General features: G+C 56.5%; 17 protein-coding genes, 1 pseudogene and 1 other annotated feature. Of the genes and pseudogenes, 1 reads left to right on the top strand and 17 read right to left on the bottom strand.

The window, feature by feature from the left end; translation table 11 throughout:
- Positions 1–9 precede the first annotated feature (9 nt).
- The 6 genes and pseudogenes from secD to ruvA all read right to left on the bottom strand — a co-directional run bounded on the left by secD (position 10) and on the right by ruvA (position 6,513).
- Positions 10–2,221, bottom strand: a pseudogene (gene secD / locus DFG60_RS13825) (protein translocase subunit SecD).
- Positions 2,222–2,373: 152 nt separating this feature from the next.
- On the bottom strand, positions 2,374–2,667 hold the full coding sequence (yajC, locus tag DFG60_RS01205; protein ID WP_114569896.1) for a preprotein translocase subunit YajC: 294 nt from the start codon (positions 2,665–2,667) through the stop codon (positions 2,374–2,376).
- Positions 2,668–2,727: 60 nt separating this feature from the next.
- Entirely contained in the window at positions 2,728–3,873 is a 1,146-nt protein-coding gene (gene tgt, locus DFG60_RS01210; protein ID WP_114569897.1) for a tRNA guanosine(34) transglycosylase Tgt, read from the bottom strand.
- 5 nt (positions 3,874–3,878) lie between these two features.
- Positions 3,879–4,913 carry a tRNA preQ1(34) S-adenosylmethionine ribosyltransferase-isomerase QueA gene (queA, locus tag DFG60_RS01215; RefSeq protein ID WP_114569898.1) on the bottom strand — a complete coding sequence of 345 codons (1,035 nt, stop codon included), beginning with the start codon at positions 4,911–4,913 and terminating at the stop codon, positions 3,879–3,881.
- Between the two features lie 3 nt (positions 4,914–4,916).
- Positions 4,917–5,912 carry a Holliday junction branch migration DNA helicase RuvB gene (gene ruvB / locus DFG60_RS01220; protein ID WP_114569899.1) on the bottom strand — a complete coding sequence of 332 codons (996 nt, stop codon included), beginning with the start codon at positions 5,910–5,912 and terminating at the stop codon, positions 4,917–4,919.
- Between the two features lie 7 nt (positions 5,913–5,919).
- Positions 5,920–6,513, bottom strand: coding sequence for a Holliday junction branch migration protein RuvA (ruvA, locus tag DFG60_RS01225; protein ID WP_114570019.1), 594 nt, complete (start codon positions 6,511–6,513; stop codon positions 5,920–5,922).
- 164 nt (positions 6,514–6,677) lie between these two features.
- Here ruvA and DFG60_RS01230 point away from each other — a divergent pair, with 164 nt between their 5' ends.
- Entirely contained in the window at positions 6,678–7,214 is a 537-nt protein-coding gene (locus DFG60_RS01230) for a transcription repressor NadR (RefSeq protein WP_114569900.1), read from the top strand.
- 106 nt (positions 7,215–7,320) lie between these two features.
- Here DFG60_RS01230 and DFG60_RS01235 read toward each other — a convergent pair whose 3' ends face one another.
- The 11 genes from DFG60_RS01235 to mreC all read right to left on the bottom strand — a co-directional run bounded on the left by DFG60_RS01235 (position 7,321) and on the right by mreC (position 15,899).
- The gene (locus DFG60_RS01235; RefSeq protein ID WP_114569901.1) at positions 7,321–8,595 is read right to left on the bottom strand and encodes a hemolysin family protein; all 1,275 of its coding nucleotides are present in this window, start codon (positions 8,593–8,595) and stop codon (positions 7,321–7,323) included.
- A 33-nt stretch (positions 8,596–8,628) separates the two neighbouring features.
- Positions 8,629–9,924, bottom strand: coding sequence for a GTPase ObgE (gene obgE / locus DFG60_RS01240; protein ID WP_114569902.1), 1,296 nt, complete (start codon positions 9,922–9,924; stop codon positions 8,629–8,631).
- A gap of 15 nt (positions 9,925–9,939) precedes the next feature.
- A complete protein-coding gene (locus DFG60_RS01245; RefSeq protein ID WP_114569903.1) occupies positions 9,940–10,431 on the bottom strand; it encodes a Spo0B domain-containing protein in 492 nt (163 codons plus the stop codon).
- A 65-nt stretch (positions 10,432–10,496) separates the two neighbouring features.
- Entirely contained in the window at positions 10,497–10,775 is a 279-nt protein-coding gene (gene rpmA / locus DFG60_RS01250) for a 50S ribosomal protein L27 (RefSeq protein WP_114569904.1), read from the bottom strand.
- A gap of 14 nt (positions 10,776–10,789) precedes the next feature.
- Complete coding sequence (locus DFG60_RS01255; RefSeq protein WP_114569905.1) at positions 10,790–11,125, bottom strand: ribosomal-processing cysteine protease Prp; 336 nt, start codon at positions 11,123–11,125, stop codon at positions 10,790–10,792.
- Positions 11,126–11,128: 3 nt separating this feature from the next.
- Positions 11,129–11,437 (bottom strand): 50S ribosomal protein L21, encoded by a 309-nt coding sequence (rplU, locus tag DFG60_RS01260; protein ID WP_114569906.1) that lies wholly within the window; start codon positions 11,435–11,437, stop codon positions 11,129–11,131.
- Between the two features lie 15 nt (positions 11,438–11,452).
- Positions 11,453–11,523: a sequence feature (ribosomal protein L21 leader region), on the bottom strand.
- A 55-nt stretch (positions 11,524–11,578) separates the two neighbouring features.
- Positions 11,579–12,916, bottom strand: a complete 1,338-nt coding sequence (locus DFG60_RS01265) for a ribonuclease E/G (RefSeq protein WP_114569907.1) — start codon at positions 12,914–12,916, stop codon at positions 11,579–11,581.
- A gap of 70 nt (positions 12,917–12,986) precedes the next feature.
- Positions 12,987–13,835 carry a septum site-determining protein MinD gene (gene minD, locus DFG60_RS01270; protein ID WP_114569908.1) on the bottom strand — a complete coding sequence of 283 codons (849 nt, stop codon included), beginning with the start codon at positions 13,833–13,835 and terminating at the stop codon, positions 12,987–12,989.
- A 5-nt stretch (positions 13,836–13,840) separates the two neighbouring features.
- The gene (locus tag DFG60_RS01275) at positions 13,841–14,515 is read right to left on the bottom strand and encodes a septum site-determining protein MinC (protein WP_114569909.1); all 675 of its coding nucleotides are present in this window, start codon (positions 14,513–14,515) and stop codon (positions 13,841–13,843) included.
- 3 nt (positions 14,516–14,518) lie between these two features.
- Positions 14,519–15,022 carry a rod shape-determining protein MreD gene (mreD, locus tag DFG60_RS01280; RefSeq protein WP_114569910.1) on the bottom strand — a complete coding sequence of 168 codons (504 nt, stop codon included), beginning with the start codon at positions 15,020–15,022 and terminating at the stop codon, positions 14,519–14,521.
- Positions 15,015–15,899, bottom strand: a complete 885-nt coding sequence (gene mreC / locus DFG60_RS01285) for a rod shape-determining protein MreC (protein ID WP_114569911.1) — start codon at positions 15,897–15,899, stop codon at positions 15,015–15,017. The genes mreD and mreC overlap by 8 nt, the downstream gene beginning before the upstream one ends.
- Positions 15,900–15,909 lie beyond the last annotated feature (10 nt).

Here is a 15,909-nt window from a genome sequence, read left to right on the forward strand (position 1 = left end):
GGAACTTGATCAAGATGCCTGTTTAGTTTTCGAGAGGGTCTTCCCCTTCATGACGAGCCAGAGCTGAGCCGCGATGAAGATCGAAGAATACATGCCCATGACGAGTCCGACGAGAAGCGCGAGGCTGAACCCGCGAATCGATTCGCTTCCAAAAACGTAGAGCGCGATCGCCGTCATCAAGACCGTCACGACGGTGTTGATCGAGCGGACGATCGTCTGCTGGAGCGAGGCGTTGACGATTCTTCCGAGCTCCTCGAATCCGACTTTGCGTCCGCCCTTCTCGGCGAGTGCCAAGTTCTCCCGCACCCGGTCGAACGTGACGATCGTGTCGTTGACGGAATAACCGATGATCGTCAAGACGGCTGCGATGAAGTACAGGTTCACCTCGATCTGCAGCAGCGAGAAGAACGCGATGATCATCAGCACGTCATGCAGCAAGGCGACGACCGTCGCGATCCCGTAGAGGGGCTGGAAACGTACCGAGACGTAGAGGACGATCCCGAGCGATGCGAGCATCACCGCATAGATGGCGTTCCGCGCGATCTCGCGCCCGACTTGTGCCGATACGGTCGAGACACTCGGCTCCTTGCCGTACTTATCCTCGATGACCTGCTTCGTCTTCGCGATCTGTTCCTTCTCGAACACACCGACGAACGTCACGTTCGCAAGCTTTCCGCCCTGCGCGAACTGGATGCCGTCGATCTCATCCGCATCCAGACCGGACTGTTCGATGACGTCACGGACTTCCTGCTCTTTGAGCACCTGTTCCGACGCGATCTCGACACGTGTACCGGCAGCGAAGTCGATACCGAGGTTCAATCCGCGGAAGGTGATCAGCAAGACCGACACGAGCACGAGAGCGATCGTGATCGTGAAATAGAGTTTGCGGTGTTTAATATAATCGAACTTCGTTGGATTAAAGCTCACGGATTTCACTCTCCTTTACTCCGAACCAGCTCTTCTTCTTATCAAAGAGACGGCTTTCGACGAGCTGGCCTAAGAAGAAGCGTGAGACGAAGACGTTCGTGATGAATGTAACGAGGATCGACACCATCAACATGATGGCGAATCCTTTGACCGTGCTCGTCCCGAAGTAGTAGAGAACTCCTGCTGAGATGAGCGTCGTCAAGTTGGCATCAAGGATCGTTCCGAACGAACGGCGATTCCCTGCCTTGAACGAAGAAAGCACCGATTTCCCGCTGCGGAGCTCATCCTTGATCCGTTCCGCCGTGATGATGTTCGCATCGACGGCCATACCGACACCGAGGACGAGTGCCGCGATACCAGGCAGCGTCAAGACTGCGTTGATCCCGTTGAAGAAGATCATGACGAGATAGATATAGAAGAGAAGCGTAACGACCGCTACGACCCCGGACAAGCGATAGAACACGAGCATGAAGAGGGAGACGGCCGCGATCCCGATCATCGACGCGAAGAGCGTCTGATCGAGCGCATCCTTACCGAACGCCGCCGAGACGGACGTCGAATAGATCTCATCGAGCTTGACCGGGAGAGCTCCTGCATTCAAGATCGACGAGAGCTGCTTGCCATACTCGGCATCGATGCTTCCGCCTGAGATGATGGCTTTGTCCGAGTTGATCGGCTGGGAGACGAACGCGTCAGAGACGATCTTCGAGTTCTCCTTGCCCATCTCTTTTTCGTACGTGTCACCTTCCTCGTAATCGAGCCAGATGACGAGGCGATTCGTCGGCTCCGGCATCTGCGAGATTTGCTGCGTCACTTCGTAGAACTTCTCTTGCGATTTCATTGTCAGTTCGACGAGCGGCTCGTTCGTCTGCGGGTCATACCCGAGCTTAGCGCCTTTCGCCTTCAAATCCGCCCCATCGAGTAGCAGCTTGTCATTGACGTCACGGAACGAGAGTTGTGCCGTCGAGGAAAGAATCTGTCGTGCCTCGTTCTGGTCCTTGACTCCTGCGAGCTGGACGCGAATCCGATTTCCGCCCTCGATCCGGATGTCCGGTTCCGAGACGCCAAGTACGTTGACCCGGTTCTCGATTGCCGTAAGCGTCGCGCTCATGGCCGTTTCATCGATTTTGTCACCTTTTTTGAGCGGCTGTACTTCATACAGCACCTCGAATCCGCCCTTCAAGTCGAGTCCGAGCTTCGTGTCTTTGAAGAGCCACGAAGACGTCGTCCCGATCAAGATGAGCAGCGCGATGACCGTGATGAAGAATGTTGCGATTTTACCTTTCTTGATCATGGTGCACTGTCCTTTCTCTAGTTGTCGATATATTTTCAGACAACTTTCTTATCCTCCATTAGCTTACATAAGAAATGGTAAAATAAGCAATCACTTTTCTTATATAAAAAAAGAAAAGACGCTTTCCGATTGGAAAACGTCTTATTTCTGCCTTACTCGACGATTTCGTCGTCAGTCGTCACAGTCGTCGATTTCTTGACGACTTCTGCAACCGCGCTGCGGTTGAACGTGAGTTGCGCGTTTCCGCTCTTGAGCGTGACCGTCGTGTCATCGACCTTTTGGACCGTCCCGTGAAGACCGCCGATCGTCACGATGCTGTCACCGCGCGAAAGTTGGCTCTGCATCTCGCGTACTTGCTTCTGGCGCTTGTTCTGCGGACGAATCAACAAGAAGTAGAACACCACGAAGATCAAGATCATCGGGAGAAGTGTGTAAAGTTGCTCCATTCTTTCTCAACTCCTTTTCCATTCAAATCACGTTCATTATACCTTGAAATCGATGATTTGTCAGAAATTTTTCGCGTTTGGCAGGTTATACCCATAGTTTTCAAAGAATTCGTCCTTGAAATCGAGCAGGCGGTCCTCGCGAATCGCTTGACGGACCTGCTCCATCAGTTTGACGAGGAAGTGCAGGTTATGCGTCGAGCAGAGGTGGAGACCGAACGTCTCCTGCGCACGGATCAAGTGGTGGATGTAGGCGCGGCTGTAGTTCTTACACGCGTAGCAATCACACTTCTCGTCGAGCGGGCGGAAGTCGCGCGCATATTTCGCGTTGCGGACGACGAGGCGTCCGGCAGACGTCATGAGTGTACCATTCCGTGCGATTCGCGTCGGCAGGACACAGTCGAACATGTCGATTCCGCGGATCGCCCCTTCGATCAGAGCGTCAGGAGAGCCGACACCCATCAGGTAACGCGGCTTATTCTCCGGCATGAGCGGCGTCGTGAAATCGAGTGCCCGATACATGACATCCTTCGGCTCTCCGACCGACAGACCGCCGACCGCATAACCCGGGAAGTCGAGTGACGCGAGATCGCGTGCGCTTTGACGGCGCAGGTCCTCGTATTCCCCGCCTTGGATGATGCCGAACAGTGCCTGGTCCTCCGGACGCTCGTGCGCCTCGAGGCAGCGTTCCGCCCAGCGGCTCGTCCGTTCGACAGATGCCTTCATGTACTCGTGCGAAGCCGGATACGGCGGGCACTCATCAAACGCCATCATGATGTCTGAGCCGAGAGCGTTCTGGATCTCCATCGCCTTCTCAGGCGAGAGGAAGAGCTTGTCGCCGTTCAAGTGGTTGCGGAAGTGGACGCCCTCTTCCGTGATATTACGCAGGTCAGCAAGCGAGAAGACCTGGAAGCCGCCTGAATCGGTCAGGATCGCCCCGTCCCAGTTCATGAACTTATGAAGACCGCCTGCCTCCTTGATGACGTCGTGGCCCGGACGGACCCAGAGGTGGTACGTGTTCGCGAGGATGATGTTCGCGTTCATGTCCTTGATCTGTTCTGGCGCCATCGTCTTGACCGTCGCCTGTGTCCCGACAGGCATGAAGACCGGCGTCTCGAAACTGCCGTGCGGCGTATGGACGATTCCTAGCCGCGCCCCGGATTGTTTACATGTTTTGATGTGTTCGTATGTGACTGCATGTTTCGTCATGGTTCTTAGTCCTCTCTCGTCAAGAACATCGCGTCACCGAAACTGAAGAAACGGTAGTCGTTCGCGACGGCTTGTTCATATGCGTTCAAAATATGTTCCCGGCTCGACAATGCCGAGACGAGCATGATCAGTGTCGATTTCGGCAGATGGAAGTTCGTGATCAATCCGTCGATCGCCTTCACTTCCTGGCCCGGGTAGATGAAGATGTCCGTCCATCCGCTTGCCTCGACGAAGTCGCCATGATCGCGGATGACCGTCTCGAGCGTCCGGGTCGACGTCGTACCGACGGCGATGATCCGCCCGCCGTTCGCCCGTGTCTCGCGAAGCGTCTGCGCGGAAGATTCCGGCAACTCATAGTATTCACTGTGCATCTTGTGGCTGTCGACATCGTCGACGGACACCGGACGGAACGTCCCGAGTCCGACGTGGAGCGTCAGCGGCGCGATTCTGACGCCCTTCTCCTTCAGTGCCGCGAGCAGCTCCGGCGTGAAGTGCAGTCCGGCAGTCGGTGCCGCGGCACTTCCGCGTTCGCGGGCGTAGACCGTCTGATAGCGGTCCTTATCCTCGAGCTGTTCGTGGATGTACGGAGGCAGCGGCATCGTGCCGAGCTGGTCGAGCACCTCATAGAAGATTCCGTCATAACGGAACTTGAGGATCCGTCCGCCGTCCTCGAGCGACTCGAGGCATTCCGCGCGGAGCAACCCGTCACCGAACGTCAGGACGGTTCCCGGCTTGACGCGTTTCGCCGGTTTCGCGAGCGTCTCCCAGACGTCGTCCTCGGTTTGCTTGAGGAGGAGCAGCTCGATCTTGCCGCCCGTCTCCTCCTTGACGCCGAACAGGCGTGCCGGAAGGACTTTCGTGTCGTTGACGACGAGCGTGTCGCCTTCCTTGAAGTAATCCAATATGTCACGGAAATGGCCATGCGTCAGCTCTCCCGTATCACGGTTGACGACCATCAGCTTCGAGCTCGTCCGGTCTTCGAGCGGGACTTGTGCGATTTGTTCTTCTGGTAAATGAAAATCGAATAAGTTTACATCCATCGGTCAGTTTCCTTCTTTCAATCCTAAATGCTGCCGCGCGAACGGTGTCAGGACACGGCCGCGCGGTGTACGTTGTAGAAATCCTTGCTGCAGTAAGTACGGCTCATAGACGTCCTCGATCGTCTGGGCATCCTCGCCGATCGTCGCAGCAATCGTCTCGAGTCCGACCGGTCCGCCGGCGAAACGCTCAGCAAGCGAGCGGAGCAGACGATGGTCGACTTCATCGAGTCCGAGTGCATCGACATGCAGCCGGTCGAGCGCACTCGTCGCGAGCACGGCGTCGATCTCGGTCTGGTGGGCGACTTGCGCGAAGTCGCGAACACGCCGGAGCAGCCGGTTCGCGACTCGCGGCGTCCCGCGGGAACGAAGGGCGATCGCCTCTGCCGCCTGCCGGTCCGCCTCGAAACCGAACAGCCGGGATGTCCGCGAAACGATCGCTGATAGCTCGGGCGTCGTGTAATACTCAAGCTTGAGCGTGACGCCGAACCGGTCCCGCAGCGGTGCCGAAAGCATCCCTGCACGGGTCGTCGCTCCGACGAGCGTGAACGGCGGCAAATCGATCCGGACGCTTCGTGCGAGTTCTCCCTGGCCAATGACGATATCGAGGCAATAATCCTCCATCGCCGGATAGAGGATTTCCTCGATCGAGCGGCTCAGGCGGTGTATCTCGTCGATGAAGAGGACATCTCCCGGCTCGAGTGAGGACAGGATCGCCGCCAGGTCACCCGGCCGTTCGATCGCGGGGCCGGCCGTCGTCTTGATGCCGACCCCCATCTCGTTCGCGACGATCTGTGCGAGCGTCGTCTTCCCGAGACCAGGGGGACCATAGAGCAGGACATGGTCGAGCGTCTCGCGCCGGATCTTCGCCGCTTGGATGAAGACGCTCAGATTGCTCTTTGCCTTCTCTTGTCCGATATATTGGTCGAGGGTCTGTGGACGCAAGCTCCATTCTTCCTGGTCCTCGACTCCTGCTGCTTCCGATAGTAAGCGTTCATCCACTTTCCTGTCACCTCACATTCAATAACAACTGCAGTGCCCGTTTGACGTAAGCGTCGGTCGAAAGCACTTCGCCTTGAAGCGCCTTGCGCACCTTCTCGACCTCACGTTCGCTGTAGCCTAGTGCAGTCAGTGCTTCACATGCCTCGTTCAACTCGGCGTTTCCTTGCGCGAACAGTCCTTCGCTCGGTACATAGTCCGGCGCGAGTTCGGCAAGCTTGCCCTTCAGGTCGAGCGTCATCTGTTTCGCCGTCTTCTTCCCGACACCCGGGAACTTGACGAGGTAGCTTTCCTTCTCACCCTCGATCGCATCGACGAGCGCATCGACGTTTCCGGAAGCGACGATTGCGAGCGCTCCCTTCGGTCCGATTCCGGTCACACCGAGCAATTTCGTGAACAATGCGCGCTCGCGCCTTGATTTGAAACCATAGAGGATTTCCTGGTCTTCTCTTACATAATGGTACGTATATACGATGGTCTGTTCGTCTCCCGTCCGATAAAAAAACGGGTTCGGTGCTACGATCTTGTAGCCGATTCCCCCGACTTCCACCGTGACGAACTCCGCACAGACATAAGCGACTTGGCCGCGAATGAATTCTATCACTTTGAAACGCTCCTCACTATTTGCGAACTCTTGTGCCATTGTAGCATATTTCGATTCTGCCCGCACGGAGCTTTATGGGCCGTGAGGCGCCCTTCTCACCTGCTCTGATCCTTCCCGATTCATGTTATGCTAGGACAAACGAGAACAGAGAGGCCAGGGATACGATGGAACGAAAAAACACCGGCGAGGAGCGGCGAAAACAACTCCTCGGCTTACTGAAAAATAGTACTGCACCAATCACCGGAGCAGACCTCGCAGCGAGGAGCGGCGTCAGCAGACAGGTCATCGTCCAAGACCTGTCCCTCCTGAAGGCAGGCGGACAGTCTATCGTCGCAACTCCGCGCGGTTATCTGTATACGGCACACGAAGGTACCAGCTATCGCCGAAAGGTCGTCTGCCGCCATACACCGGACGAACTCGGGGCCGAATGTGACGCGATCGTCGACGAAGGGGTGACGGTTCTCGACGTCATCGTCGAACACCCCGTCTACGGCTTCCTGACCGGCGAGCTCATGCTGAGGAGCCGGCGCGACGTGCGCACGCTCATTGCCCGCCTGCAGGAAACGGATTCGCCCCCGCTGTCGAGCTTGACCGACGGCACCCATATCCATACACTCGAGTCGGACAGCGAGCAGGCACTCGATGCCGCCGTCGCGCGTCTTGCGGCACTCGGTATCCTGATCAGCGAGCTCGAGGCCTGAAAACGGCAGCTCCATTGAAGAGAATAATGATTACAGCGAAAAGGAGGAAGAACGCGAAATGCGGTCTCCCTCCTTTTTCTATGACGTCATCCGGCTTGATGTGCGATCAGCGGATTTCCATCTTCTCTTGCTCTTGTTTTTCCTGGAATATCGCGAGGACGCGGCGTACGCGCCGGTTCTCGACATGCAGGACGGTGAAGGTGACGTGTTCATACGTCATCCGTGCCCCGACCTCTGGAATGCGTCCGATGCCTTCGATGATCCATCCGCCTAGCGTTTGGGCATCCGTATCCGGCATCGTCAGCTCGAACTGCTCACAGAAATCCTCGATATCGTATTCTGCAAGACATTCGTATCGATTCGGTCCGATCTGTTTCGTATAGTCGAGCGACTCATCATGCTCATCCCAAATCTCTCCGACGATCTCCTCGAGGATGTCCTCGAGCGTGATCAATCCGGCCGTTCCTCCAAACTCGTCAAGGACGATCGCCATATGCGATTGCTTGATCCGGAGCTCCGGTAGCAAGTCGATCAGGCGCGTCTGCGGGACGACGAATGAGACCGGACGAATCAACTCGCGGATATCGACCTCGCCATTCTTGACGAGTTCGCGCAGGAAATCCCGCTCCGACAGGACACCGATGACGTGATCAATCGAATCCTTGTAGACAGGAAGACGGGAAAATCCGCCCTTTTGGACTTCCGCCAAAATCTCCTCGAACGTATCATCGATATCGATCGCCTGAATATCCATCCGGGGCGTCAGAGCCTCTTCGACGATCGTGTTTTTGAAGTCGACGGCGCTGTGGACGAGTTCAGCTTCGGACTCACCCATCACACCTTCCTCTTCACTGATGTCGACGAGCGCCTTGAGCTCCTGCTCGGTGACGAGCGGTCCTTTCGGATCCGCTCCGATCATCACGAGGGCAAGGCTTCTGAGCTTCAGGAAAATCCAGACGAGCGGCTTGAACAGCACGATCGCGAGTTGGAGCGGACGGCTGACGGCGAGCGCATATGTCTCCGCGTGTTCCCGAGCATATGACTTCGGCACGAGTTCACCGAAGACGAATATGAGCAGGAACGCCAGGGCGAGCACGAGAGCCTTCATCCAGAAGCTGTCGTATGCGAGAGCGAGCCAACCGCCAATCAGCGCTACGCTCAAGTTCGCGAGCGTATTGCCGATCAAGATCGTCGTCATCGTCTCCTCATACCGTTGTATCTGACGGAACGCCTGTTTCGCACGCCCGCTTCCGCCCTCTGCCTGATGCAGGATGCGGAGACGGTTCGCGCTCGAGAGCGCCGTTTCCGATGAAGAGAAGAAAGCCGATACGAAAAGCAGAATCAAAAACCAAATCAACTGCATCGCGGGAACTGGGTCCACGATATCCTCACACTCCATTTCGTTTGTACAAGTTTAGAATGACGATTCGACGAATTCGAACTCGAAGTCGTTGATGCGGACGACGTCCCCATCGATTGCGCCTTGTCTGCGCAGCTCTTCGTCGACGCCCATCTGACGAAGCGTCCGGGCGAAGCGCTTGATTGACTCTTCACGCATGAAGTTCGTCATCGTGAACAGTTTCTGGATCCGCTCGCCTTTGATGACGAAGCAATCGTCCTCGTCCTTCGTGACCGTGAAGCCGACTTCCGGCGCCTCGTATCCGTAGACGACACGCGGTGTCGCAGCCTTCTCCTCGAGCTCCTCGAGTCCGAACTCAGGAGTCGCGTCGACGAGGTCCGCGATGCGGAACAGCAAGTCACGCAAACCTTGGCGGGTCGCTGCCGAGATGGCGAACACTTCGAGTTCAGGGAACTCTTCCTTGAACTTCGCGAGGTTCTCCTCGGCTTCCGGCATGTCCATCTTGTTCGCGACGACGACTTGCGGACGCTCCGTCAAACGAAGGTTGTAGTCCGCGAGCTCCTTGTTGATGATGTTGTAGTCCTCGATCGGGTCGCGTCCTTCCATGCCGCTCATGTCGATGACGTGGACGATGACTTTCGTCCGCTCGACGTGGCGCAGGAACTGGTGACCGAGACCGACGCCTTCGCTCGCGCCTTCGATCAGACCTGGAAGGTCAGCCATGACGAAGCTGCGGCTGTCTTCCGTCTCGACGACACCGATGTTCGGTGTGATCGTCGTGAAGTGGTACGCTCCGATTTTCGGACGTGCCGATGAGACGATCGAGAGCATCGTCGACTTGCCGACGCTCGGGAAACCGACGAGACCGACATCAGCGAGCATCTTGAGTTCAAGCTTGAGATATTTCTCTTCGCCTGGCTCACCGTTCTCTGCGTGTTCAGGTGCCGGGTTGGCCGGCGTCGCGAAACGCATGTTACCGCGTCCGCCTCGTCCGCCTTTTGCGACGATCGCCTGTTGTCCATGATGGACGAGGTCGGCGACGACCGCGCCTGTGTCGTCGTCATAGACGACCGTACCAGGCGGAACCTTTACGATAAGATGTTCGGCTTTACGGCCGTGCATCCCTTTCGACATTCCGTTCTCACCTTGGATTGCCTTGAAGTGGCGCTTATAACGGAAATCCATCAACGTACGGAGTCCCTCGTCCACTTCGAGGACGACGTTCGCTCCACGACCGCCGTCACCACCTGCCGGACCACCGTCCGGTACGTATTTCTCGCGACGGAACGCTACTTGCCCGCGTCCACCGTCTCCTGCTTTGACATAAATATTTACCTGATCGACAAACATGTCAGATCCCTCCTCTTACTCTTGCCCGGTATCTCTCTTGAGTATACCTTGAATCTCAATCACACACTCACTGCTCGTCTGTGACTCGATCTCCATCGGCGTCACTAGATGGGTGATGCGCGACACATCTAGGTGATCCCGATAGATTTCGATGGTCACGCCCTCATGAAAGGTCAATGATACTTCTCCTTCGCCGATCGCGATCATTTGGATCGCCGCCTCCGTGATTTCCGCGAGACGTTCGTCGATGATGCCTTCCGGTTTGCGGATGACGTCGTAATCGATCGCAAGTCCGCTCCACTCGGCCCGCATCAACAGCAGGGCCGTCTTCGGCAGGTTCATCGTCGACAGAAGGCCTTCACGTGTCGCCTGCTCCCTGTACTTCGCGGAGAGGACGTCGATTGCCGCCTCGTCTCCGATCGCACCGTATGCGCGTACGAGCTGAAGGCGGTTCAACCACTCATGGCGAAGCGTCTTCAACAACTCAAGTACCTGCTCCTCTTCCATAGTCACGCCTCCCTAAAAAAAGAGACCCTAACCCCCGAAAGTGGCTAGAGTCTGCTTCAACGATCTTATACTGGGTAAACGCTGACTTGTTTCTTGTCGCGTCCGAGACGTTCGAAACGAACGACACCAGTTGCAGTTGCGAAGAGTGTATCATCGCCACCACGTCCGACGTTCATACCTGGGTGAATCTTCGTACCGCGTTGGCGGTAGAGGATTGAACCAGCAGAAACAGTTTGACCGTCTGCACGTTTAGCGCCAAGGCGTTTAGAGTGCGAGTCACGACCGTTCTTTGTCGAACCTACCCCTTTTTTCGATGCGAAGAACTGAAGATTAAGTTTCAACATGTGGAATCCACCTCCTATACTTGTTCAAGTTGGATATAATCACCGTAACTTTCGGCGATCGTCGCAAGTTGGACGAGCATCGCCTCAAGTAACAATTGGGTGCGTTCACTGACTTCCGGTGCTAAGTCGGCATACGGTTCTACGTAGAAGTAGCCACCCTCTCGTTTGTCTGCCATTTCAAGTAGAAGGACTTGACCGAGCAGTGATTCCATCGCGTTGTACGCGCCAAAAATCACTGCCGATGCGCCGGCACAGACGAGGTCTGAACCCGGTTCAGCGAATTCGGCATGCCCTGTCACTTCGACGGAGCGCACATGCGCCTCGTCACGTCTGACTTTGACACGAATCATGGCTTACGCTTCGATTTTCTCGATGCGGACCTTCGTGTAAGGCTGACGGTGACCTTGTTTACGACGGTAGTTCTTTTTAGCCTTCATTTTGAAGACAGTGATCTTTTTCGCGCGAGCGTGCTTGATGACCGTTGCTACGACCTTCGCACCTTCTACGAGTGGAGCTCCGACTTTAACGTCGTCGCCGCCTACGATCAAGACTTCACCGAATTCTACTGTGCTGTCGACGTCTGCGTTGAGTTTTTCAACGTAGATCTCTTGGCCAGCTTCAACTTTGACTTGTTTACCACCTGTTTTGATGATTGCGTACATTACGTGCACCTCCTCTTGGGAACTAAGACTCGCCATCGCGGGCAGCTTGCGCTTTAAAAACCCGGTCCGAGCGGTTGTAGTCATTTGGGTGCTTCCAAACGAACTAACGTTATTCAGAATAACAAAGGCGAACCCCATCTGTCAATGACGTTGGATAAAGTTTTTGCACTCCTCCTCCGTCCCCGTAAAGAGCACGCCCGGCTCTCCTTCGATGAGGGTGACGTCGAGCGGCTGGACGTTCGAGAAGTCCTTTCGCATCAAGGACAAGGGTGCCGAAACGACAGCCGCTTCAGCATGTACCGCGGCTTCCTTCAGTGCCGGCTCAAGCAGGCGGTGGACAGCGAGACGGCTCGCGGAGCCGTTCTTCCGCGACCTCTCGAGGAGCGATTTCCCCTGACGCTGGCGCGTCAGTTCGCAGACGCCCATCCGGGTGAATCCGAACACCTCGATCTGTTTCGTCTCCCGTGCGCCCCGCTCCTTCATCAGCTGGGTCACCCGCTTCTGACCGCCTGTCGTCCCGCGCAGGAAGTCGACGATGATCATCCCGCCGATGTTACGGAGGCGAAGCTGGCGCATGATTTCGAGCGCCGCCGCCTCGTTGATCTGGTCGAACGTCCGCTGCTGATCCTTGACTGTGAGCGTCTTCCCGCTGTTGACGTCGATCACGGTCATCGTCTCGACCTCCTCGATCAGCAGATAAGACCCTCCGTCGAGCCAGACGACGCGTTGCAACGCCTTCTCGATCGCCTGGTCGACCCGCTCCATCTCGGGGATCCTGCCTTTGCCGATGAACCGTTCGACACGAAGCCCGAGCTGCTCGAGCCGCCTCTTCTCGTCCGCGTCGCTGACGAGCGCCTCTTCGACATGCGGCAGACGCTTCGCCTCGGTGACGATCAACGGTTCATCCTGAGCCGCCTCTTCACCGCTTGCGGTTGCGGCATGTCTCGCCCGAAGCGTACCGAGTTCTTCCTTCAGCTCCTCCGCATTCGCATGAGCCGCCTCGGTCCGGTAGAGGATCCCTTCCTCGCCTTCGAGCACGAGGACGTTCGCGAGACGCTGCTGCGTCGGTAAGTCGAGCTTCCGGCTGAAGCGGACGCGCCGTCCGAACGGGAAGTAGACGACGTAGCGTCCCCCGTACGTGATGTTCTCCGTCACCTTATGCTGTTTCGGGGCTGCCCCTTCCTTCGTCACTTGGACGAGCAGGCGTTGTCCGACCTGGACGGCCTGCCCGATCGCCGGCTTTTCCGGGTACCGTTTCAGAGCCTCACGCGTCTCGCTGATCGGCAAATAGAGCGGCGTACCGTCGTCAGCCAGCAGAAATGCCGCGCCAAGCGTCGGGTGCAGCCGGTCGACCTTGGCATGGACGAGCGTACCGAGCTGGATTTCGTCGCACATCCGTTCATGATATTCGATGAGCCTTCCGCCCTCGATGAGCGCCACCCGTTCCATCGACGCTGTCTGTTCACTGACCCACTTCATTCGACCATCTCCTCACGACAAAAAAATAGACCGAAGTCGCCAAGCGCTCCCAGTCTATTTTTTCCCCTACTTATTTCAAGCCAAGCATCTTTTTCAGTTTCAAGAAGAATCCTTTTTCCTGCTTCGACGACAAATCGAGCAGCGGCACCGATTCGCCGAGGATCCGGCGCGTGATGTTGCGGTAGCCGAGCCCGGCCCGGTTGTCCGGGTTCATCGTGACCGGCACGCCACGGTGCGAGGCCGCGATGACCTCTTCGTCGTCGACGATCAGACCGAGCAGGTCGATCGACAGGATGCGCATGATCTCATCGATGTCGAGCATGTCGCCTGACTCCATCATGTGCGAACGGACTCGGTTGATGACGAGCTTCGGCGTGATGACACGATCCGAGCGTTCGAGCATGCCGATGATCCGGTCGGCGTCCTGGACGGCCGCCTTCTCAGGCGTCGTCACGACGATCGCCTCGTCCGCTCCGGCGATCGCGTTCATGAAGCCCTGCTCGATGCCGGCCGGGCAATCGATCAGGACGAAGTCATAGTCGCGCTTGAGCGTGTCGATGATCTCCTTCACCTGATCCGGCGTGACCGAGGACTTGTCCTTCGACTGCGCGGCCGGCAGAAGATACATCTCCTCGAAGCGCTTGTCGCGGACGAGCGCCTGGTGCAGCTTGCACTGGCCCGTGACGACGTCGACGATGTTGTAGATGCTGCGGTTATCGAGTCCGAGCACGATGTCGAGGTTCCGAAGTCCGATATCCGTATCGACGAGACAGACGGAATGTCCCATGAGGGCGAGCGCCGTGCCGATGTTCGCGGTCGTCGTCGTCTTGCCGACACCGCCTTTGCCAGACGTCACGACGATGGCACGCCCGACTTTCGTCTTCGCTTCTCTATGTACCTGTTCTTTTACTTGTTCCATATCTGTCACCCTCTTTCACTGTCGATCGCGAACTGATCCATCCTCGCCTGCGGGACGGTTTGCAGCCGTGAAAATTCAAGACCCGATTCTCCCAAGAACGCACAACCCATGTCAAGAGCCTCTGCCGGCTCCTCCTCGATTTCATGATAGACGATATCACAGATCGAGAGCCATTTCGGCTGCAGGATGCTCGCCGCGATGACGGCATCCTGATAGCCGGACTTGCCGGCGTGGACCGTACCGCGTAGCGCGCCGAGGCAGTAGATGCTGCCCGTCGCCCGGACGACCGCACCCGGATTGATGTCGCCGACGACGACGATCGATCCTTCCACGTCGAGCACCTGACCGCTTCGCGCGGTCCCGCCGAAGTAGTGGAACGTCCGGTCACCGTAGAGCGCCTTCGCCTCTTCCTTCGTGATGCAGTCACTCTCATATCCATTATACAAAAAGGAATCATGTCGAGCGACGATCGACTCGAGCGCCGTCAAGACACCTTCATCGACATACCGGCGTCCGAAGAAGAAAGTGATCGGGACGGCACGGCCGTTCTCGACAGACTTCTCTTCAAGCGTCAATTCCAAATCGTCGAGGAACTCTTCCACACTGCACCTTTCGTTGACATGCACCGCGAGACCGGTGCGATGTCCTTTCATCGTTACAAAACGCTTTCGCTCAATCATGATTCATCCTCTTTTCGCATCTAATGATGATTCCACCAAACGGCTCATCGGCCAGTACAGGACGAGTACGCCGATCAGTTGGGCAATCAAGCTTCCCGGAATGATCTGTGTCGCAAGCTCAGCAAGCGTCCGTTCCACTCCGACGACCGCAGACGTGAAGAAGTAGACGTCGAGTTCGAACAGCAACGCGCTGAATGTGAAGGTGACGGCAATCGTGAACACGTTCTCCTTCACATATTTTAGCACGAAGCTACTGAAGAGCGGAATGGCAGATAATGCAAATAAGTAAATGCCGACGATATCCGTATAGACGAGGTCGAACAGCAGTCCGAAGATCAGTCCGAAACCGAGCGCCTGCTCGATTTTCCCGTACCGTCCCAGGTACATCAGCCCGATCAGCGTCAAGTGGATCACGTACGGCGAACCGTCACCGAGCGGCATCGACAGGAGCGTCCCTTCCAGGATAAAAAGAAGGAACACGGCGAAAAACAGCTTGGCGTTATTCACTAGTGTCCCCTCCCGTCACAGATTCAGCGAAAGGTTCCTTCGCTTCCCGTTCGATCACGAAGACGTGACCGAACTGATCGAAGTCCGCTGCCGGTTTGACATATGCGATTTTCGAAGCCCCGTACTTATCCGATTCCAGTTTCTCGATCTTTCCGATGACGATCCCGCTCGGGTACTTCCCGCCGAGACCTGACGTCGTGACCGATTGACCGCGCTTCAGCTTGGCATCGTTCGGAATCTTCGTGAACTTGAGCAGCTTGCGCTCCTCGTCGAACCCTTCGATCGTCCCGAACACGCCTTTGCCCCTCGTGTCGTCCGCGACCGCAGAGACGTTGTTCGTGCGGCTCGTATCGGACAGGAGCTGTACGAGTGACGTATAGGCACTTGTCTGAATCACGCGCCCGATCAAGCCGTCAGCCGTGATCACGGCCATGTCAGCCTTGACGCCCTGTTCCTTGCCGATGTTGACCGTGACGTACCGGTGCCATTCGGATGGATTGCGGCCGATCATCTCGGCCGGCAGTAATGTATAGTCGCGGATCGATCCGTCGAGCCCGATCATATCCTTCAACTCTTCGTTCTCACGCTTCAAGTCCCTTACCTCTACAGCTGTGTCGGCATAGTCGTTGAGACGTGATTTTAAGTACTCATTTTCCTTGTAGACATCCCGGACTTCTTTGATCGAGGTGACCGTGTCATCGACCCAGCCTATCGGTGTCGCGAAGAGGCGCTGACCAACCCCCGCGGTATCGCGAGCGAAGCTCTGATACCAGTGGGACTGGTTGCGCCCCTGCAGCGTAACACCAATCAAAATCACCAAAAGGAGAAAACTAAGGAGTGTGATGAGCAGTTTTCGATTGTTAAGAAATCGTTTCATCGCTCATCCC

Origin of the sequence: Exiguobacterium flavidum (assembly GCF_003344535.1) — a bacterium.
In the GTDB taxonomy this organism is placed as follows: domain Bacteria; phylum Bacillota; class Bacilli; order Exiguobacteriales; family Exiguobacteriaceae; genus Exiguobacterium_A; species Exiguobacterium_A flavidum.